An 18,433-nucleotide genomic window follows, 5' to 3' on the forward strand; every position below is an offset into this window, starting at 1 on the left:
TTGAATTGAATCATGAAGTTGAGCGAAAACGCCTATCGTTTGATAGACAAAGAACTGACCAAATACCCGGCTGACCAAAAAATTTCGGCTGTCATGGCGGGCTTGCGCATTGCCCAGGTGGAACTTGGCTGGTTGCCTACCGATGCAATCGAGGCAGTTGCCGAATACCTGGAAATTCCGCCGATCGCGGCTTATGAAGTGGCCACGTTCTACAACATGTATGACACCAAGAAAGTGGGCAAGTCGAAGATTGTTGTGTGTACGAACTTGCCATGTGCATTGTCCGGCGGTACCGACGCGGCTGAATACTTGAAGAAAAAACTGGGTATTGATTACAACGAGACCACCAAAGACGGCCTGTTCACTCTGAAAGAAGGTGAGTGCATGGGCGCTTGCGGCGACTCCCCAGTGATGTTGGTGAACAACCACCGCATGTGCAGTTTTATGAGCAACGAGAAAATCGATGCGCTGGTAGAGGAGTTGAAGTCATGACTTGTTTGCACGGACGACACATTAACCCGGTAATTTTGGCTGGTCTCGATGGCAGCAACTGGGACCTGAAAGGTTACGAAGCACGTGGTGGTTACAAGGCGCTGCGCAAAATCCTGACAGAAGGAATTTCTCAAGAAGACGTCATTGCAGAAGTGAAGAAGTCTGCGTTGCGCGGTCGTGGAGGCGCAGGTTTTCCAACCGGCCTGAAATGGAGCTTCATGCCCCGCCAGTTTCCGGGTCAAAAGTATTTGGCCTGTAACTCGGATGAGGGCGAGCCTGGCACATTTAAAGACCGCGACATTTTGCGTTACAACCCGCACTCAGTCATCGAAGGCATGGCGATCGCCGCCTACGCCATGGGCATTTCCGTGGGTTACAACTACATTCACGGCGAGATCTGGGAAACCTACGAACGCTTTGAAGAAGCACTGGAACAGGCTCGCGCTGCAGGTTACCTGGGCGATAACATCATGGGCTCGAAGTTTAGCTTCCAGCTGCATGCACACCAAGGTTATGGCGCTTATATTTGCGGTGAAGAAACCGCGCTGATTGAGTCTATCGAAGGTAAAAAGGGTCAGCCCCGTTTCAAGCCACCGTTTCCGGCTTCCTACGGCATTTACGGCAAGCCCACCACCATTAACAACACAGAAACATTCGCTGCGGTGCCATTCATTATTCAGAACGGTGGCGACTGGTTTCTCGAGCTGGGTAAGCCTAACAATGGTGGTACGAAGATTTTCTCGATCTCTGGCGATGTTGAAAAGCCCGGCAACTACGAAATCCCTCTGGGAACACCCTTTGCAACCTTGCTTGAAATGGCTGGTGGCATGAAGGGTGGCCGCAAGATCAAGGCTGTGATTCCGGGTGGTTCATCCATGCCCGTGTTGCCCGGTGATGTGATGATGGCCACCGACATGGACTACGACTCCATCGCAAAAGCGGGCTCCATGTTGGGTTCAGGTGCGGTCATTGTGATGGACGAAACACGCTGCATGGTGAAAAGCCTATTGCGCCTGTCGTACTTTTATTACGAAGAAAGCTGTGGCCAATGTACGCCTTGCCGTGAAGGCACGGGTTGGTTGTACCGAATCATCAACCGCATTGAACACGGAGAAGGTCGCCCTGAAGACCTGGACATGTTGAACTCGATTGCCGACAACATTCAGGGACGCACCATTTGTGCGTTGGGCGATGCTGCTGCCATGCCAGTTCGTGCTTTCCTGAAACATTTCCATGAAGAATTTGAGCATCACATCACACACAAGTCGTGCATTGTGCCGGCTTACGTTTGATTCCCTGCGGGTAGATACAAATGGTTGAACTAGAGATTGATGGTGTAAAAGTTGAAGTGGCCGAGGGCAGCATGCTCATGGACGCCGCTGAGAAGGCAGGCAGCTATGTGCCTCACTTTTGCTATCACAAAAAATTGTCGATTGCGGCCAACTGCCGCATGTGTCTGGTCGATGTAGAAAAAGCACCCAAGCCTTTGCCCGCTTGCGCTACACCTGTGTCGCCCGGCATGATTGTTCGCACCAAAAGCGAAAAAGCCGTGAACGCCCAAAAAAGCGTGATGGAATTTTTGCTGATTAATCACCCGCTTGATTGCCCGATTTGCGACCAAGGTGGCGAGTGTCAGTTGCAGGACATCGCAGTGGGTTACGGTGGCGTGTCTTCACGCTATCAGGAAGAAAAACGCGTTGTATTCTACAAAGACATCGGCCCGCTGGTTTCCGCGCAGGAAATGAGCCGTTGCATTCATTGCACACGTTGCGTGCGTTTTGGCCAGGAAGTGGCCGGCGTCATGGAACTGGGCATGGCCAATCGCGGTGAACATTCGGAAATTCTGAGCTTTGTGGGCAATTCTGTGGATTCAGAGTTGTCAGGCAATATGATTGATCTGTGTCCCGTGGGCGCACTAACATCCAAGCCTTTCCGTTACAACGCCCGCACTTGGGAAATGGCGCGTCGCAAATCGATCTCGGCACATGACAGCCTGGGGTCGAATGTGGTGGTGCAGGTTAAGGCCGACAAGGTCATGCGCATTGTTCCGCAAGAAAATGACAGCGTGAACGAGTGCTGGATTTCGGACCGTGACCGTTTTAGTTACGAAGGCTTGCTGGCAACTGATCGTTTGACTGAACCGATGATCAAGAAGAACGGTCAGTGGGTAACAACTGACTGGCAAACCGCTCTGAATGTGGCGTTTGAAGGTTTGAAGAAAGCCCGCCGTGAATCGACCGACCTGAACAGCATCGCCATGCTGGTTTCGCCAAACAGCACCTTTGAGGAAATGGCACTGGCCAAGGCCTTGATGGCAGGCCTTGGTTCAACAAGCATAGATGCAGGCTTGCGGCACAGTGCAAACCTGAACCTGGCCGGTGCCAAGCCTTGGTTGGGTGCTTCAATTCAAGAGTTGGCGGATGCGGAATCGATCGTTGTTGTGGGTGCTGACCCACGCAATGATCAGCCTTTGCTGACTCAGCGAATTCGTCAAGCGGCAAAGCAGGGTGCCCGAGTGGTGTTGGTGAATGCCGGTGGATTGGATCCATTGATGCCCAAAGCTGTATGGCTCAAGGCTGCTCCTTCCAAGTGGGCTGACACTCTGGGTCACGATGCTGTGTCCAACGCATTGAGCGCACCTGAAGGCGGAAAGTTTGTACTGATTGGTCAACAGGTTTTGATGAGCCCATTTGCAGGCCAGGTACTGACCAAAGCAAATGAATTGGCCAAATCGACTGGCGCGACACTCGGGTTCCTGGGTGACGGTGCCAATTGGGTTGGATCCTTTATTGCTGGTGTTCAAGCCAGCGCCCACGGTGGCAAAAACGCCCAAACCATGTTGGATGGCAAAGCCAAAGCAGCCATTGTTTTTGGTGCTGAGCCAGACTTGGACAGCGTGCAGGGGCAGAAGATTGTGCGCGGTCTGATCGACGCGGAATTTGTGGTGCAAGCCAGTGCATTTGTGGGCAATGCCAAGCAGTATGCGGATGTGTTGTTGCCCATTGCGCCCAGCACTGAAACCTCGGGTACTTTTATCAATATCGCAGGCACTGCTCAAACATTCAAAGCGGCAGTTCGACCATTGGGTGAAACTCGCCCAGGCTGGAAGGTATTGCGAGTGTTGGGCAATTTGCTGGGCCTGGAAGGTTTTGAGTTCAATAGTTCGGAAGAAGTATTGAAAGCATTCTTGCCAGCCAACCATGCTGCTGTGTTGAGCAACGCGATTCCCGAACAAGCTGTCGCCGGCGTGGCGCTCAATGGCCAACTCGAAATGGCAGCATTCGCGCCAATTTATGACACCGATGCACTGGTTCGCCGTGCCGACTCGCTGCGCAAAACCAAGGCTGCCAAACCAGCACTTGCACAAATCAGTGCGCAAACAGCCGAGTCATTGGGTGTCAAGTCTGGTGACAAAATTCAATTGACAGACTCTGAGGGCGGCACGTTGCGTGCTGCGGTTCTAGTGAATAAAACAATTGCTGACAACACAGTGTTGGTGCCCATGGGGCGTGCGGATTCGCAAAGCCTGCGCGCTGTGTTTGGTGGAGTTACGGTCGAGGCAGTGGTGGCCAGCGAGGTGCAGGCATGAGTTCACCCATCGACATGATCACGACCTTTGGTTCTGATTTACTCGGGCCAGCCTGGGTGCCTGTTTGGACTCTGATCAAGATTTTGACAATCACCTTGCCGTTGCTGGGTTGCGTCGCTTATCTAACCTATTGGGAACGCAAAATGATTGGTCGCATGCACATCCGCATGGGCCCAAGTTATGTGGGCCCAATGGGTTTGCTCCAGCCTATCGCGGATGCGGTCAAGATGATGTTCAAGGAAATCATCGTGCCGATGAATGCCAACAAAGGCTTGTTCATCATTGCGCCGATCATGACTATCATGCCAGCCTTGGCGGCGTGGGCGGTGATTCCTTTCGGACCTGAAACCGTTCTCGCCAATGTGAATGCTGGTTTGCTTTATCTCATGGCGATTACATCGCTTGAGGTGTATGGCGTGATCATCGCCGGTTGGGCATCCAATTCCAAGTACGCCTTCTTGGCTGCCATGCGCGCTTCTGCTCAAATGGTGTCGTATGAATTGGCGATTGGTTTTGTGCTGGTCACTGTATTGCTGGTGGCGGGCAGCCTGAACATGACTGACATCGTGATGACTCAAACCACAGGCCAGTTCGCTGATATGGGTTTGAACTTCCTGTCCTGGAACTGGTTGCCGTTGTTGCCATTGTTGGTGATCTACATGATTTCTGCGGTGGCTGAAACCAACCGCCACCCCTTTGACGTGGTTGAAGGAGAATCGGAAATCGTGGCGGGTCACATGGTGGAATATTCCGGCATGACCTTTGCCATTTTCTTCCTGGCCGAATACGCCAACATGATTTTGCTCTCCTGTTTGGCTGCGATCATGTTCTTCGGTGGTTGGGACGCGCCAGTTGCATTCCTCAGTTTTATACCAGGCTGGATCTGGCTGGGTATTAAAACCTTCTTGCTGGTGTCGATGTTCATCTGGTTCCGTGCATCATTCCCGCGTTACCGCTATGACCAGATCATGCGTTTGGGCTGGAAGGTTTTCATTCCATTGACACTGGTTTGGCTGGTGGTGGTGGCTGCCTGGATGCAGACTCCCTGGAACATCTGGAATTAATTGAGAGCGAACCATGTTTCAAGTTGTTAAAGAATTTTTGAACAGTCTGTTGCTGCGCGAGATGCTGAAAGGCATGGCGCTCACCATGGGTTATATGTTCACTCAACCCATCACGGTGCTTTATCCGATGGAGAAAACACCGATGTCGCCCCGTTTTCGTGGATTGCACGCTTTGCGTCGCTATGAAAATGGCGAAGAGCGCTGCATTGCATGCAAATTGTGTGAGGCAGTATGCCCGGCCATGGCGATCACGATTGAGTCGGAACAGCGCGAGGATGGCACACGCCGGACCAGCCGCTACGACATTGATCTGACCAAGTGTATTTTTTGCGGTTTCTGTGAAGAATCGTGCCCGGTGGATTCCATTGTTGAAACCCACATTCACGAATATCACGGTGAAAAGCGTGGTGATTTGTATTTCACCAAGGAAATGCTGCTAGCAGTGGGCGATCGTTACGAGGCTGAAATTGCAGCCAACCGCGAAGCCGATGCGGCCTACCGTTAAACCGATACAAAACTTAGAAGACTTAATGCAATGGATGCAATAACCGGTTTCTTTTATGTGTTCGCCGCCATTCTGGTGTTTGCAGCGGTGCGCGTAATCACAGCCAGCAACGCCGTACATGCGGCTTTGTACCTCGTGCTTTCTTTCTTTTCAGCATCGGCATTGTGGATGCTGCTGGAGGCAGAATTCCTCGCCATTTCACTGGTGCTGGTCTACGTGGGCGCCGTGATGGTGTTGTTCCTGTTCGTCGTGATGATGGTGGATGTGAACATGGACAAGGTACGTGCTGGCTTCTGGAAAAACCTGCCAGTGGCTGCCATCGTCGGCTCACTGATCGCTTTCCAAATGTCAGTCGTATTGCTGCGTGGCTTTTGGGATCCCAATCTGGAAACGCCAGAACAGGCTGCCAACAACACTCAAGCCTTGGGTAAGTTGCTGTACACCGAGTATTTGTATCCGTTTGAAGTGGCTGCCTTGATTTTGTTGGTGGCAATGGTTGCGGCGATCGCGCTGACCTTGCGTAAGCGCAAGGACACGAAAGGCCAGGTGCCTTCAGACCAGGTTCGCGTGAAGTCAACTGACCGCGTGAAGCTGGTGAGCATGCCTGCTGATCTTGACCGCAAACAAACCAAAAGCGACACCACTGACGGTCGCCAAGCCTAACCGGGAATAGACAACAATGATTTCACTTTCTCATTACCTCGTGCTGGGCGCTATTTTGTTCTCGATCAGCGTGATTGGCATTTTCCTGAACCGCAAAAACCTGATCGTGATTCTGATGGCCATTGAACTGATGCTTCTGGCCGTGAACATGAACTTCGTTGCGTTTTCTCACTTCTTGGGCGATTTGTCCGGGCAGTTGTTCGTTTTCTTTATTCTCACAGTGGCCGCTGCCGAGTCCGCAATTGGTTTGGCAATTCTGGTGGTCCTTTTCCGCAACATGAATTCAATCAACGTCGAAGATCTCGACCAGCTAAAGGGGTAAGCGCGAATGAATCCCTTGTATTTGATCGTTCCGTTCGCTCCGCTGGTCGGCGCCATTCTTGCTGGTTTCTTCGGCAAGCAAATTGGCCGTGCTGGTGCGCACACAGCAACCATTGCTGGCGTTGCCATTTCCCTGATTGCGTCCATTCTGGTGTTCATGGACGTGATGGAGGGCAATACCTTCAACGGTACCCTCTATGAATGGGCTGTTGTGGGCACTTTGGTGTTTGAAGTCGGTTTCCTGATTGATACCCTGACAGCCACGATGATGTTGGTGGTGACCAGTGTGTCACTCATGGTGCATATCTATACGATTGGCTACATGGAAGAAGACGAAGGTTATCAGCGCTTCTTCTCGTACATTTCGCTGTTCACCTTCTCCATGTTGATGCTTGTGATGAGCAACAACTTCCTGCAGCTGTTCTTCGGCTGGGAAGCAGTGGGTCTTGTTTCATACCTGCTGATTGGTTTTTGGTACACCAAGCCAACAGCCATTTACGCCAACTTGAAAGCGTTTCTTGTAAACAGGGTGGGTGACTTCGGTTTTATTCTCGGGATTGGCTTGATTATGGCTTCCGCGGGTTCCATGAACTACGCCGAAGTGTTTGCGCAAGCTGATAATCTTGCTGTCCAAACCATGCCTGGGACGGATTGGCCTTTACTGGCCGTAGCCTGTATCTGCCTGTTCATCGGTGCCATGGGCAAGTCAGCCCAATTCCCGCTGCATGTGTGGCTGCCCGATTCAATGGAAGGCCCCACACCGATCTCCGCCTTGATTCACGCAGCAACCATGGTGACCGCAGGTATTTTCATGGTTAGCCGGATGTCACCGTTATTTGAACTCAGCGACATCGCCTTGAACTTTGTGTTGGTGATAGGTTCAATCACAGCGCTGTTCATGGGCTTTCTGGGCATTATTCAAAACGACATCAAACGAGTGGTTGCGTATTCAACGCTATCGCAGTTGGGTTATATGACAGTGGCCCTGGGTGTGTCCGCTTACCCCGTCGCCATTTTCCATCTAATGACGCACGCTTTCTTCAAGGCCTTGTTGTTCCTGGGCGCGGGTTCCGTGATTATCGGCATGCACCACGATCAGGACATTCGCCACATGGGCGGGCTTTGGAAGTACATGCCAATTACATGGCTCACTTCCTTGTTGGGGTCGCTTGCTTTGATTGGTACGCCGTTCTTCTCAGGTTTTTACTCGAAAGACAGCATCATCGAGGCAGTGCACTTCAGCACCCTGCCAGCGGCCGACTTTGCTTATTTCGCTGTGGTGGCTGGTGTGTTCATCACTGCGTTCTACAGCTTCCGCATGTATTTCCTGGTGTTCCATGGCAAAGAGCGTTTCCATGACGTTCAGCACCATGACGACCACGGTGATGATGATCATCATGCCCATCACGGACCAGTACAGCCGCACGAATCACGCTGGGTGGTTACCTTGCCCTTGATCTTGCTGGCAATTCCCTCGGTCATCATTGGTTATATTGCGGTTGAGCCCATGTTGCATGGCACCTTTTTTGAGGGTGTGATCACGATTAGTCCAGAACACGGTGCAATGGCAGGCCTCAGCAGTATTTTCCATGGTGCCGCGGCCATGGGTGTTCATTCTTTGCAAACGGCGCCATTCTGGCTCGCCTTGGGCGGTGTGGTTGCCGCAGCAGTTTGCTACCTGTGGGTACCAGCGATTCCGGCAGCGTTCATGAAGGCTTTGAAGCCAGTGCACACTTTGCTGGACAACAAGTACTACATGGACAAGTTCAACGAAGTGGTGTTTGCCGGTGGGGCTCGTGGCCTGGGCGAGGCGCTTTGGAAGTTTGGTGACCGTATGTTGATCGATGGTTTATTGGTCAATGGCAGTGCCAAACTGGTGGGTTTGATCTCGGGTGTGGTTCGATTCGCGCAAAGTGGTTTTATTTACCACTATGCGTTCGCGATGATTCTTGGCGTGTTGGCAATGATCATCTCTTTCATCACACTCAAATAACAAAGGCGGAACCTCGGTTCTTACGATTGGAAAATATCAATGTCTAACAATATTCCTTATCTGAGTTTGGCGATTTGGCTGCCAATTGCCTTTGGTGTTTTGATCATGGCCTTGGGCAATGACAAAAACGCGGGTGCCGTGCGGGGTGCCTCCCTGATTGCAGCGCTAATTAGTTTTCTGGTTACCTTGCCTTTGTACTTCGGTTTTGACACCAGCACCGCCCAATTGCAGTTTGTCGAGAACTTGCCCTGGATTGAAGCCTTCGGCGCTTCGTATGGTCTGGGCGTTGACGGTTTGTCGGTGTGGTTTGTCATCTTGACAGCACTCATCACCATCTTTGTGGTGGTGGCAGCTTGGGAAGTAATCACCGAGAAAGTTGCGCAGTACATGGCCGCTTTCCTGATTTTGTCGGGCTTGATGGTGGGTGTTTTTGCTGCCACCGATGGTTTGCTGTTTTATGTATTCTTTGAAGCAACGCTGATCCCGATGTACATCATCGTGGGTGTGTGGGGTGGTCCTAACCGAATTTATGCGGCCTTCAAGTTTTTCTTGTACACCCTGCTGGGTTCTTTGCTCACCTTGGTTGCGATTATTTATCTGCAATTCCAGTCAGGCACGTTCGAAATTGCGGCATGGCATAAATTGCCCTTGGGCATGACGGAGCAAATACTGATTTTCCTGGCTTTCCTCATGGCGTTTGCCGTGAAGGTACCTATGTGGCCAGTTCACACTTGGTTGCCAGATGCGCACGTTGAAGCTCCCACGGGTGGTTCCGTGGTACTGGCTGCAATCATGTTGAAGCTGGGGGCTTACGGCTTCCTGCGTTTCAGTATGCCGATTGCTCCCGATGCAAGCCATGAACTGTCCGGCTTCATGATTACATTGTCGCTGATCGCCGTGGTGTATATCGGTGTGGTTGCCTTGGTTCAGAAAGACATGAAAAAGCTGGTGGCTTATTCATCCATCGCACACATGGGCTTTGTCACCTTGGGTTTCTTCATGTTTCAGGACCTGGCAGTGCAGGGCGCCATCATCCAGATGATTTCTCACGGTTTTGTTTCGGGCGCCATGTTCCTGTGTATCGGTGTACTTTACGACCGCGTTCACAGCCGTGAAATTTCTGCATATGGTGGCGTTGTAAACACCATGCCCAAATTTGCAGCGTTTTTCCTTTTGTTTGCCATGGCCAACTCGGGTCTCCCCGCCACCAGTGGTTTTGTGGGCGAATTCATGGTGATTTTAGGCGCGGTGAAATACAACTTCTGGATCGGTTTACTGGCTGCGACCACCCTTATTTTTGGTGCGGCTTATTCGTTGTGGATGTACAAGCGCGTGGTGTTTGGTGAGGTAGCCAACGACAACGTGAAAGAATTGACCGATGTGAACACCCGCGAATTCTTGATGCTGGGCGCATTGGCAATTCTGGTCATGGCCATGGGCCTGTACCCCAAACCTTTTACTGATGTGTTGCAGGTGTCTGTTGATGCTCTGTTGCAACATGTGGCTCAGTCCAAGCTTTAATTGAGGAATGTTCGTGGATCAGATGAATCTCTCACTCGCTATTCCTGAAATTGCCCTGGCACTTTTCGCCTGCGCATTTCTGATTGCCGACAGCGTGACCAAGGGCCGCATTTTGCCAATGCTGCACAATATTGTGGTGTTGTTCTGTATCGGCCTTGGTGTGTATTGTTTGTCGCAGGTACCTACGGCAGGTACCGAGCTGGCTTTCTCCAACATGTACATTGCTGACAGCATGGCGTTGGTGTTGAAAGGCTTTTCTGCCCTGGCCATTGCATTCACCTTGATTGTGGGTGCGAATTACGCCAAAGATCGCGACATGTTCAAGGGCGAGCTGCACGCCTTGGTGTTGTTTGCCTTGCTGGGCCAGATGATCATGATTTCTGCCAACAACCTGTTGTTGGTATATCTGGGTGTTGAACTGTTGTCGCTTAGCCTGTATGCCGCCGTGGCCATGCAGCGCGACAATGTGCGCGCTACCGAAGCGTCGATGAAGTATTTTGTTCTCGGCGCTTTGGCTTCAGGTTTCCTGTTGTATGGCATGTCGATGATCTACGGCGCCACAGGGTCGCTGAATCACGCCGATATCGCGTTTGCTGCCACCGCAGCTGTGTCGGGTCAAAAATCGATCATTTTCGTATTCGGCATTGTGTTTCTCGTGGCCGGTTTGGCGTTCAAGTTGGGCGTGGTGCCGTTTCACATGTGGGTGCCTGATGTGTATCAAGGTTCGCCTTCCATCTCGACCTTGCTGATCAGTGGCGCACCCAAACTGGCTGCATTTGCCATGTTGATGCGACTGCTGGTGGATGGTCTTTTTGTGATGGCATTTGACTGGCAAAACATGTTGATGGTCTTGGCAATTGCCTCGCTGGCCATAGGCAACCTTACCGCGATTGCACAAACCAGCTTGAAACGCATGTTGGCGTATTCAACCATCGCGCAAATGGGCTTCATGTTGCTGGGTTTCCTCTCCGGAGTCAGTGGTCAAGGCGCCGGGCAAGACACTGGCAATGCTGCCCAAGCTTATTCCTCGGCCATGTTCTACAGCATTACCTATGTACTGACCACCCTCGGTACTTTTGGTGTGATTATGGTGATGTCGCGCAAAGGTTTCGAGGTTGAAAATATCAGTGATCTGAAAGGGTTGAACAAGCGTGCACCATGGTTGGCCTTGATTATGTTGTTGCTGATGTTCTCACTTGCAGGTATTCCACCCATGGTGGGTTTTGCTGCCAAGTTGTCAGTTTTGAAAGCCTTGTTGGCCACCGGCCAGGTTTGGTTGACTGTCTATGCAGTGATGTTCAGCCTGGTGGGCGCGTTCTATTACATTCGTATTGTGAAAACGATGTATTTTGAAGCCCCTGCGGATGAAACTGAAATTGTGATGGGCAATGATGCGCGCGCCGTGTTGGGTTTGAACGGCTTGGCTGTGATCGCGCTGGGCTTGCTGCCTGCGCCTCTAATGGCTTATTGCATGACTGCAATTCAGCAAACACTGGCTGGTTAATCAATAAATTCGGCTTTTTTGAATATTCACGGGAGGTAGGTTTTGACGCAAACGATCGGGCATTGGTTGTTGTTTGGCTTGGCCTTGCTGTTTGCGAACCTGCCTTTTGTAAGCAACCGCATTATGGGTGTTTTGCCTGTGGCCAAAAAGGGCGGTTGGACCCGGGTGATTGAGGTAATCGCAGGTTACTTCATTGTGGGCCTGATCGGCTTTGCTATCGAAGGAAGCTTGAGCCAGGTAACTCCCCAGCGCTGGGAATTTTATGCCTTAACAGCTTGCCTGTTTCTTGTGTTTGCTTTTCCTGGGTTTGTGTACCGTTTCTTGTGGCGATCGCCGAAAGGTTGAGTTCGCATTCCGCAGTCCTTTCCGTTTGTAATCCCACTGCACCTCTGTTGCGTTGAAAGTAAACGTCCTTTCAAGGAAACCCTGTTATGAAACGTTTGCTGATCGGCATAATCGCACCCGCCTTATTCGTACTTGCAGCGTGCACAAATTCACCGGAAGTTACTACTCGAAAATTGCAGTTTCTCGCCAAAACCGATTGCGAGTTGGTTTACAAGTCGGCAGGTGCTCAGGTGATCGAGAACTTCTGTGAAACAGAATGGAAACCGGTCACGGTTCACATTGCGGACCAGAAATATTCAGTGGACTGGATTGATGAGGAAACCAGTCGCAGGTTGTTTGAGCAAGGGTGTGGGCAAACAGCAGCTTGTTACTACGAGCTGACGCTGGATGGTGTAACAGTCAGTGGCAAATTTGCCTACGTGACCGATTTGCTCAAAGGGGAATACACCTTTGAGATTGACGCGAATGAAAATTTTGAACTATTGAATGCAACCACAACCGATTTGGCATCTTGATTGCTTTGTCGCTGGCAAAAACGCCGACCTGAAGGTCGGCGTTTTTGTTTCAATTACATGTTGGGGTAGTTGGGGCCGCCACCACCTTCCGGTGTAACCCACACAATGTTTTGTGTGGGATCTTTGATGTCGCAGGTTTTGCAGTGTACGCAGTTTTGCGCGCTAATCTGCAATTGGTCTTTGCCATCTTCTTTTTTCACATACTCGTACACACCGGCTGGGCAATAGCGCTGTTCCGGACCGGCATAGGTGGTCAGGTTTGTCGCCACCGGCACATCTGCATTTTTCAATGTCAGGTGTGCAGGCTGGTTTTCTTCGTGGTTTGTGTTGGAAATGAACACGGAGCTCAAACGATCAAACGTGATTTTCCCGTCAGGTTTCGGGTAGTTGATCGGCTGAAACTCAGAGGCAGGACGCAGGCATTCATGGTCTGCGTGCTTGTGATGCAATGTCCAGGGTACCTTGCCTTTAAACAGCTTTTGTTCGATACCCACCATCATGGTGCCGGTGTACAAACCTTTGCTCATCCACTGTTTGAAGTTGCGCGCGCGGTACAGTTCATCAAACAGCCAAGAGTCGTGGAAGGCCTTTGGATAGGCTTCCAGCTCATCGCCGGCGCGGTCTTGAGCCAGGGCGTCTGCGATCGCATCGGCGCACAGCATGCCGCTCTTGATCGCGGCGTGAGAACCTTTGATTCGCGAGGCATTCAAAAAGCCAGCATCACAACCCACCAGCGCGCCGCCTGGAAATACCAGTTTTGGAAGGCTCATCAGGCCGCCTGCCGCAATGGCGCGTGCGCCGTAGGAGATGCGCTTTCCACCTTCAAAGTACTTGCGAATTTCAGGGTGTGTTTTGTAACGCTGAAATTCTTCAAATGGAGACAGGTAGGGATTTTCGTAGGCCAGGCCCACCACAAAACCCACTGCAACCTGGTTATTTTCCAGGTGGTAAAGGAATGAACCACCGTAGGTGCTTGAATCGAGAGGCCAGCCACCGGAGTGAATCACCAAACCAGGCTTGTGCTTGGCTGGGTCGATTTCCCACAGTTCTTTTAAGCCGATACCGTATACCTGTGGATCACGGCCTTCGTTCAGATTGAATTTCTCAATGACGCGTTTGCCCAAATGGCCGCGTACACCTTCAGCAAACACGGTGTATTTCGCATGCAGTTCCATGCCGGGTTGGTAAGCGTGGGTGTGTTCGCCGTCTTTGCCAATGCCCATGTCGCCGGTTTGCACGCCTTTTACGGCACCTTTGTCATCGTACAGAATTTCCGCACCTGCAAACCCTGGAAATACTTCTACTCCCAAAGCCTCGGCCTGTTCTCCAAGCCAGCGCACAACGTTGGCCAGGCTGATTACATAATTACCATGGTTCTGGAAACATTCAGGCAACAGTGCGTTGGGTACCTTCTTGGCAGACGTTTCAGTGAGAAATAAAAACTGGTCTTCGGTAACCTCTGTGTTCAGCGGCGCGCCTCGTTCTTTCCAGTCGGGAAAAAGTTCGGTGATTGCGCGTGGGTCCATGACTGCACCCGACAAAATATGGGCGCCAACCTCAGAGCCTTTCTCCAAAACGCACACATTGATTTCCTGGCCTTTTTCTGCGGCCACTTGTTTCAGGCGAATGGCTGTTGACAGGCCAGCAGGGCCTCCGCCAACTACCACTACGTCGTATTCCATCATGTCTCTTTCGACAGCCGACATTGGGTGCGTCTCCTTAAAATTTGTCGCGGGTGCTACAGCTAGATGCAGCTTTGATTTTAAGCCGAAAGCTTATTGCATATCGGGAAAAAATAGTTGACTTTGATCTCTAGTCTGAGAAACTTGATTTTGTGCGTTGCAGCAAGAAGTTTGTAAGCGCTTAAACGTTAAACTAACGGCACAAATTCAAAGCATGAGGAATAAAAATGGGGATGAATAAAGTATCAGCCAGTGCCACAGAGGCTTTGGCGGACAAGATCAAAGACGGGATGACGCTTGCTGTGGGTGGTTTTGGCCTGTGCGGCATTCCAGAGGCACTGATTGACGCGGTTCGTGCATCTGGTGCAAAAAACCTCACGGTGATCTCAAACAATGCGGGTGTGGACGGTTTCGGTTTGGGTCGCCTGCTGGAGACCAGACAGGTTCGCAAAATGATTTCTTCGTATGTTGGCGAGAATAAGGAATTTGAGCGTCAGTACCTCAGTGGTGAACTGGAACTGGAATTCACGCCGCAGGGCACTTTGGCCGAAAAATTGCGCGCTGGTGGTGCTGGTATTCCAGCGTTCTTCACCAAAACTGGTTTTGGAACCGTGATTGCCGAGGGTAAGGAAACCCGAGTGATCAATGGGGAAAACTATGTGTTGGAACACAGTCTGAAGGCGGATATTTCATTGGTAAAAGCGTGGAAGGCAGACACTTCGGGCAACCTTATTTATCGCCTTACCGCACGAAATTTCAACCCTGAATGTGCTGCGGCTTCAAAATTCACTGTGGTTGAGGTTGAGGAAATTGTGGAGGTGGGTGCGCTTGATCCCAACTTTATTCATACCCCCGGTATTTACGTGCAGCGTGTGGTGTTGAATGCCAATCCTGAGAAGCGGATTGAGAAACGTACGCTTGCGACCCCGGCACAATAAGGAGAACACGAAATGGCCTGGAATCACGATGAAATGGCAGCACGCGCAGCGCGTGAATTGCAAGACGGTTTTTATGTAAATTTGGGTATTGGATTGCCCACCTTGGTTAGTAACCACATTCCTGACGGCATGGATGTGATGCTGCAAAGTGAAAATGGATTGTTGGGTATTGGCCCATTCCCGACCGAGGCGCAGGTGGATGCGGATTTGATCAATGCGGGTAAGCAAACCGTGACCACACTAAATGGGTCGGCATTCTTTTCAAGTTCGGAGTCTTTCGCAATGATTCGCGGCGGGCACATTAACTTGGCCATTTTGGGTGCCATGCAGGTGAGCCAAAAGGGCGATTTGGCCAACTGGATGATTCCTGGCAAGTTGGTGAAAGGCATGGGTGGTGCCATGGATTTGGTAGCGGGTGTTTCCCGTGTTGTGGTGCTGATGGAGCATGTAGCCCGCAAGAAAGACGGAACCACCGATCTTAAAATCCTGCCGGAATGCACCTTGCCGTTGACAGGCAAAGGCGTGGTCAATCGCATTATCACTGACCTTGCCGTGATGGATGTGAGCTCGCAAGGCCTCCAGGTGCTTGAGATTGCACCGGGTGTGTCTAGAGAGGAACTCCAAGAAAAAACGGGGTGCGAACTGAAGTTTAGTTAAGATCACTGGCATGGACCAAGCGCGCTCAGGTTATAATTCTGCTTTCAAACAGCGCACAATTCTCTCAATTGTGCGCCCTACTGAGCGCCGAACAGAGCGCCGCCTGGCACTATGACCAAATATGTATTCGTTACCGGCGGGGTTGTCTCGTCCCTTGGCAAAGGTATTGCCGCTGCATCTTTGGCCGCGATTCTTGAAAGTCGTGGTCTGAAAGTCACCATGCTCAAACTGGACCCGTATATCAACGTGGACCCCGGCACCATGAGCCCATTCCAGCACGGCGAGGTGTTTGTCACCGAAGACGGCGCCGAAACTGATCTGGACTTGGGGCACTACGAGCGCTTCATTTCCACGAAAATGAAGAAGTCAAACAACTTCACCACCGGCCAGATTTATGAATCTGTGCTGCGCAAAGAGCGTCGCGGCGAATACCTTGGCAAAACCGTTCAGGTGATTCCCCACATTACCAATGAAATTCAAGCTTTTATTGAGAAAGGTGCGCGCGCAGCCTGGGGCGGTGAAACCGATGTGGCCATTGTTGAAATTGGCGGCACCGTAGGTGACATTGAGTCTTTGCCATTCCTTGAAGCTGTTCGCCAGATGAGCCTGCGCCTGGGCCGCAACAGTGCGTGTTTTGTGCACCTCACATTGGTGCCATTTATTGCTTCTGCCGGTGAACTGAAAACCAAGCCTACCCAACACAGTGTACAAAAGCTACGCGAAATCGGTATTTATCCCGATGCCTTGCTGTGTCGCGCTGATCGCCGTATTCCCGATGACGAGCGCGCCAAGATTTCCATGTTCTCGAATGTGCAACTGGAAGCTGTTATTTCCGTTTGGGACGCTGACACCATTTACAAAATTCCAGCCATGCTGGAAGCCCAAAAGCTTGATGACATTGTGCTGGAAAAGCTGAACATTGAAGCGCCTCGCGCAGATTTGTCGAAGTGGGCTGAAATTGTACATGCGCAGGAAAATCCCGAGCAAAACATCACCATTGGCATGGTGGGCAAGTACGTCGATTTGACCGAGTCGTATAAATCCCTGATCGAAGCGTTGAATCATGCCGGGTTGCACACACGAACCAAGGTGAACATCAATTACATCGACTCCGAGGAAATTGAAGCCCACGGTACTGAAAGTTTGAAGAAGCTGGATGCCATTTTGGTGCCCGGTGGTTTTGGCAAGCGCGGCACGGAAGGCAAAATCAAAGCAATTCAATATGCCCGAGAAAACAAGGTGCCTTACTTGGGCATTTGTTTGGGCATGCAGTTGGCCGTGATTGAATTTGCGCGACATTGCGCGGGGTTGCCCAAAGCCAACTCGACCGAATTTGACAGCCTGGCCGATACGCCAGTGGTGGCCCTGATCACCGAGTGGAAAGACAGCACAGGGAAAGTCGAGCTTCGATCCGACCAAAGCGATTTGGGCGGCACCATGCGCCTGGGCTCGCAGCGCTGCCCTATCAAGCCTGGCACTTTGGCTGAATCCATCTATGGTCCCGAGGTGAATGAGCGCCATCGTCACCGTTATGAGGTGAACAATAACTATGTGCCTCAACTTGAAGAGGCCGGCCTGCGTATTTCTGCCCGTACGCCGACTGAAAATTTGCCGGAAATCATGGAATTGCCAGATCACCCTTGGTTTTTCGGCGTGCAGTTTCACCCCGAATTCACCAGCACCCCACGAGACAGCCACCCCTTGTTTTTGGCCTACGTGAAGGCTGCTTTGGCCCACAAATTGGCCAAAGCGTTATAAGCTGGACCCAACAGGAGGACACCTGATGAAACTATGCAATTTTGAAGTGGGTTTGGACAAACCATTTTTCCTGATCGCTGGCCCATGCGTGATTGAAAGTGAACAAATGGCCATGGACACGGCAGGCCAGCTCAAGGAAATCTGCGAGTCGCTGGGTGTGCCTTTTATTTACAAAAGCTCGTACGACAAAGCCAACCGCAGTTCGGGCAAAAGTTTCCGCGGGTTGGGTATGGACAAAGGGCTGGATATTCTGGCCAATGTAAAGAAAACCCTGAACGTCAACATTCTGACCGATGTACACGCGATTGAAGAAATCACGGCAGTGGCCAGCGTGGTGGATGTGTTGCAAACCCCTGCTTTTTTGTGTCGTCAAACTGATTTCATTGAGGCTGTGGCCACTTGTGGCAAGCCAGTGAACATCAAGAAAGGCCAGTTTTTGGCTCCCGGCGACATGGTCAACGTGGTGGACAAAGCCCGAACTGCCGCTATTGAAGCCGGCGGTGATGGCAAGAACATCATGGTGTGTGAGCGAGGTGTAAGCTTTGGTTACAACAACCTGGTTTCCGACATGCGTAGCTTGGCCATCATGCGCAACACAGGTTGTCCAGTGGTGTTTGATGCCACGCACAGTGTGCAGTTGCCGGGCGGGCAGGGTACGGCCAGTGGTGGTCAGCGTGAATTTGTGCCCGTGTTGGCGCGCGCCGCTGTTGCAGTGGGCGTGGCAGGTTTGTTTATGGAAAGTCACCCTGACCCCGCCAAAGCGATGTCAGATGGCCCCAATGCCTGGCCGTTACCTCGCATGAAAGCCTTGTTGGCCACCTTGCAGGAACTGGACCGTTTGGTGAAGTCTGGCCCATTGGCCGAAACAGACCTGATGAAATAAACA

Annotated in this window: 17 protein-coding genes; 16 read left to right on the forward strand and 1 reads right to left on the reverse strand. The window is 51.4% G+C overall.

Translation table 11 applies throughout. The features are described from left to right. The first annotated feature begins 12 nt into the window (after positions 1 to 12). The 12 genes from nuoE to PY990_RS06760 all read left to right on the forward strand — a co-directional run bounded on the left by nuoE (position 13) and on the right by PY990_RS06760 (position 12,512). Positions 13 to 492 (forward strand): NADH-quinone oxidoreductase subunit NuoE, encoded by a 480-nt coding sequence (gene nuoE / locus PY990_RS06705; protein WP_105028778.1) that lies wholly within the window; start codon positions 13 to 15, stop codon positions 490 to 492. Next, positions 489 to 1,784, forward strand: a complete 1,296-nt coding sequence (gene nuoF, locus PY990_RS06710; protein WP_040513254.1) for an NADH-quinone oxidoreductase subunit NuoF — start codon at positions 489 to 491, stop codon at positions 1,782 to 1,784. The genes nuoE and nuoF overlap by 4 nt, the downstream gene beginning before the upstream one ends. 20 nt (positions 1,785 to 1,804) lie before the next feature. Continuing rightward, on the forward strand, positions 1,805 to 4,081 hold the full coding sequence (gene nuoG / locus PY990_RS06715; protein WP_275270954.1) for an NADH-quinone oxidoreductase subunit NuoG: 2,277 nt from the start codon (positions 1,805 to 1,807) through the stop codon (positions 4,079 to 4,081). Next, positions 4,078 to 5,145, forward strand: coding sequence for an NADH-quinone oxidoreductase subunit NuoH (nuoH, locus tag PY990_RS06720; protein ID WP_105028781.1), 1,068 nt, complete (start codon positions 4,078 to 4,080; stop codon positions 5,143 to 5,145). Before nuoG ends, nuoH begins: the two co-directional genes overlap by 4 nt. A 13-nt stretch (positions 5,146 to 5,158) precedes the next feature. Beyond that, complete coding sequence (nuoI, locus tag PY990_RS06725) at positions 5,159 to 5,650, forward strand: NADH-quinone oxidoreductase subunit NuoI (RefSeq protein WP_008251211.1); 492 nt, start codon at positions 5,159 to 5,161, stop codon at positions 5,648 to 5,650. A gap of 30 nt (positions 5,651 to 5,680) precedes the next feature. Then, positions 5,681 to 6,313, forward strand: a complete 633-nt coding sequence (locus PY990_RS06730) for an NADH-quinone oxidoreductase subunit J (RefSeq protein WP_105028782.1) — start codon at positions 5,681 to 5,683, stop codon at positions 6,311 to 6,313. A 16-nt stretch (positions 6,314 to 6,329) separates the two neighbouring features. After that, complete coding sequence (gene nuoK / locus PY990_RS06735; RefSeq protein ID WP_008251215.1) at positions 6,330 to 6,635, forward strand: NADH-quinone oxidoreductase subunit NuoK; 306 nt, start codon at positions 6,330 to 6,332, stop codon at positions 6,633 to 6,635. A 6-nt stretch (positions 6,636 to 6,641) separates the two neighbouring features. Further along, positions 6,642 to 8,627 (forward strand): NADH-quinone oxidoreductase subunit L, encoded by a 1,986-nt coding sequence (nuoL, locus tag PY990_RS06740; protein ID WP_275270955.1) that lies wholly within the window; start codon positions 6,642 to 6,644, stop codon positions 8,625 to 8,627. 39 nt (positions 8,628 to 8,666) lie between these two features. Beyond that, positions 8,667 to 10,148: an NADH-quinone oxidoreductase subunit M gene (locus PY990_RS06745; RefSeq protein ID WP_275270956.1), complete on the forward strand. Its 1,482-nt coding sequence runs from the start codon at positions 8,667 to 8,669 to the stop codon at positions 10,146 to 10,148. Positions 10,149 to 10,170: 22 nt separating this feature from the next. Further along, entirely contained in the window at positions 10,171 to 11,652 is a 1,482-nt protein-coding gene (nuoN, locus tag PY990_RS06750) for an NADH-quinone oxidoreductase subunit NuoN (RefSeq protein WP_275270957.1), read from the forward strand. A 42-nt stretch (positions 11,653 to 11,694) separates the two neighbouring features. After that, positions 11,695 to 11,997: a DUF2818 family protein gene (locus PY990_RS06755; protein WP_168426943.1), complete on the forward strand. Its 303-nt coding sequence runs from the start codon at positions 11,695 to 11,697 to the stop codon at positions 11,995 to 11,997. An 86-nt stretch (positions 11,998 to 12,083) separates the two neighbouring features. Beyond that, entirely contained in the window at positions 12,084 to 12,512 is a 429-nt protein-coding gene (locus PY990_RS06760) for a hypothetical protein (protein ID WP_275270958.1), read from the forward strand. Positions 12,513 to 12,565: 53 nt separating this feature from the next. Here PY990_RS06760 and PY990_RS06765 read toward each other — a convergent pair whose 3' ends face one another. Then, positions 12,566 to 14,218 (reverse strand): electron transfer flavoprotein-ubiquinone oxidoreductase, encoded by a 1,653-nt coding sequence (locus PY990_RS06765; RefSeq protein WP_275270959.1) that lies wholly within the window; start codon positions 14,216 to 14,218, stop codon positions 12,566 to 12,568. Positions 14,219 to 14,427: 209 nt separating this feature from the next. On the opposite strand from PY990_RS06765, the gene PY990_RS06770 reads away from it, so the two are divergent. The 4 genes from PY990_RS06770 (at position 14,428) to kdsA (ending at position 18,430) form a co-directional block, all read left to right on the forward strand. Further along, entirely contained in the window at positions 14,428 to 15,132 is a 705-nt protein-coding gene (locus tag PY990_RS06770; protein ID WP_275270960.1) for a CoA transferase subunit A, read from the forward strand. Between the two features lie 12 nt (positions 15,133 to 15,144). Next, positions 15,145 to 15,789 (forward strand): 3-oxoacid CoA-transferase subunit B, encoded by a 645-nt coding sequence (locus tag PY990_RS06775; protein ID WP_275270961.1) that lies wholly within the window; start codon positions 15,145 to 15,147, stop codon positions 15,787 to 15,789. 111 nt (positions 15,790 to 15,900) lie between these two features. Continuing rightward, positions 15,901 to 17,547: a CTP synthase gene (locus tag PY990_RS06780; protein ID WP_105028789.1), complete on the forward strand. Its 1,647-nt coding sequence runs from the start codon at positions 15,901 to 15,903 to the stop codon at positions 17,545 to 17,547. Between the two features lie 25 nt (positions 17,548 to 17,572). Next, positions 17,573 to 18,430: a 3-deoxy-8-phosphooctulonate synthase gene (gene kdsA, locus PY990_RS06785; RefSeq protein ID WP_105028790.1), complete on the forward strand. Its 858-nt coding sequence runs from the start codon at positions 17,573 to 17,575 to the stop codon at positions 18,428 to 18,430. Positions 18,431 to 18,433: the final 3 nt, after the last annotated feature.

The organism is Limnobacter olei, from assembly GCF_029087225.1.
Taxonomy (GTDB): domain Bacteria; phylum Pseudomonadota; class Gammaproteobacteria; order Burkholderiales; family Burkholderiaceae_B; genus Limnobacter; species Limnobacter olei.

Excerpts from the sequence above, each read along its gene's own strand:
- nuoL (WP_275270955.1), top strand. The coding sequence starts at position 6,642 with ATGAATCCCTTGTATTTGATCGTTCCGTTCGCTCCGCTGGTCGGCGCC.
- nuoF (WP_040513254.1), top strand. The coding sequence starts at position 489 with ATGACTTGTTTGCACGGACGACACATTAACCCGGTAATTTTGGCTGGT.
- nuoI (WP_008251211.1), top strand. The coding sequence starts at position 5,159 with ATGTTTCAAGTTGTTAAAGAATTTTTGAACAGTCTGTTGCTGCGCGAG.
- nuoE (WP_105028778.1), top strand. The coding sequence starts at position 13 with ATGAAGTTGAGCGAAAACGCCTATCGTTTGATAGACAAAGAACTGACC.
- PY990_RS06760 (WP_275270958.1), top strand. The coding sequence starts at position 12,084 with ATGAAACGTTTGCTGATCGGCATAATCGCACCCGCCTTATTCGTACTT.
- PY990_RS06730 (WP_105028782.1), top strand. The coding sequence starts at position 5,681 with ATGGATGCAATAACCGGTTTCTTTTATGTGTTCGCCGCCATTCTGGTG.
- PY990_RS06765 (WP_275270959.1), bottom strand. The coding sequence starts at position 14,218 with ATGTCGGCTGTCGAAAGAGACATGATGGAATACGACGTAGTGGTAGTT.
- nuoG (WP_275270954.1), top strand. The coding sequence starts at position 1,805 with ATGGTTGAACTAGAGATTGATGGTGTAAAAGTTGAAGTGGCCGAGGGC.
- kdsA (WP_105028790.1), top strand. The coding sequence starts at position 17,573 with ATGAAACTATGCAATTTTGAAGTGGGTTTGGACAAACCATTTTTCCTG.
- nuoN (WP_275270957.1), top strand. The coding sequence starts at position 10,171 with ATGAATCTCTCACTCGCTATTCCTGAAATTGCCCTGGCACTTTTCGCC.
- PY990_RS06770 (WP_275270960.1), top strand. The coding sequence starts at position 14,428 with ATGAATAAAGTATCAGCCAGTGCCACAGAGGCTTTGGCGGACAAGATC.
- nuoK (WP_008251215.1), top strand. The coding sequence starts at position 6,330 with ATGATTTCACTTTCTCATTACCTCGTGCTGGGCGCTATTTTGTTCTCG.
- PY990_RS06780 (WP_105028789.1), top strand. The coding sequence starts at position 15,901 with ATGACCAAATATGTATTCGTTACCGGCGGGGTTGTCTCGTCCCTTGGC.
- PY990_RS06775 (WP_275270961.1), top strand. The coding sequence starts at position 15,145 with ATGGCCTGGAATCACGATGAAATGGCAGCACGCGCAGCGCGTGAATTG.
- PY990_RS06745 (WP_275270956.1), top strand. The coding sequence starts at position 8,667 with ATGTCTAACAATATTCCTTATCTGAGTTTGGCGATTTGGCTGCCAATT.
- nuoH (WP_105028781.1), top strand. The coding sequence starts at position 4,078 with ATGAGTTCACCCATCGACATGATCACGACCTTTGGTTCTGATTTACTC.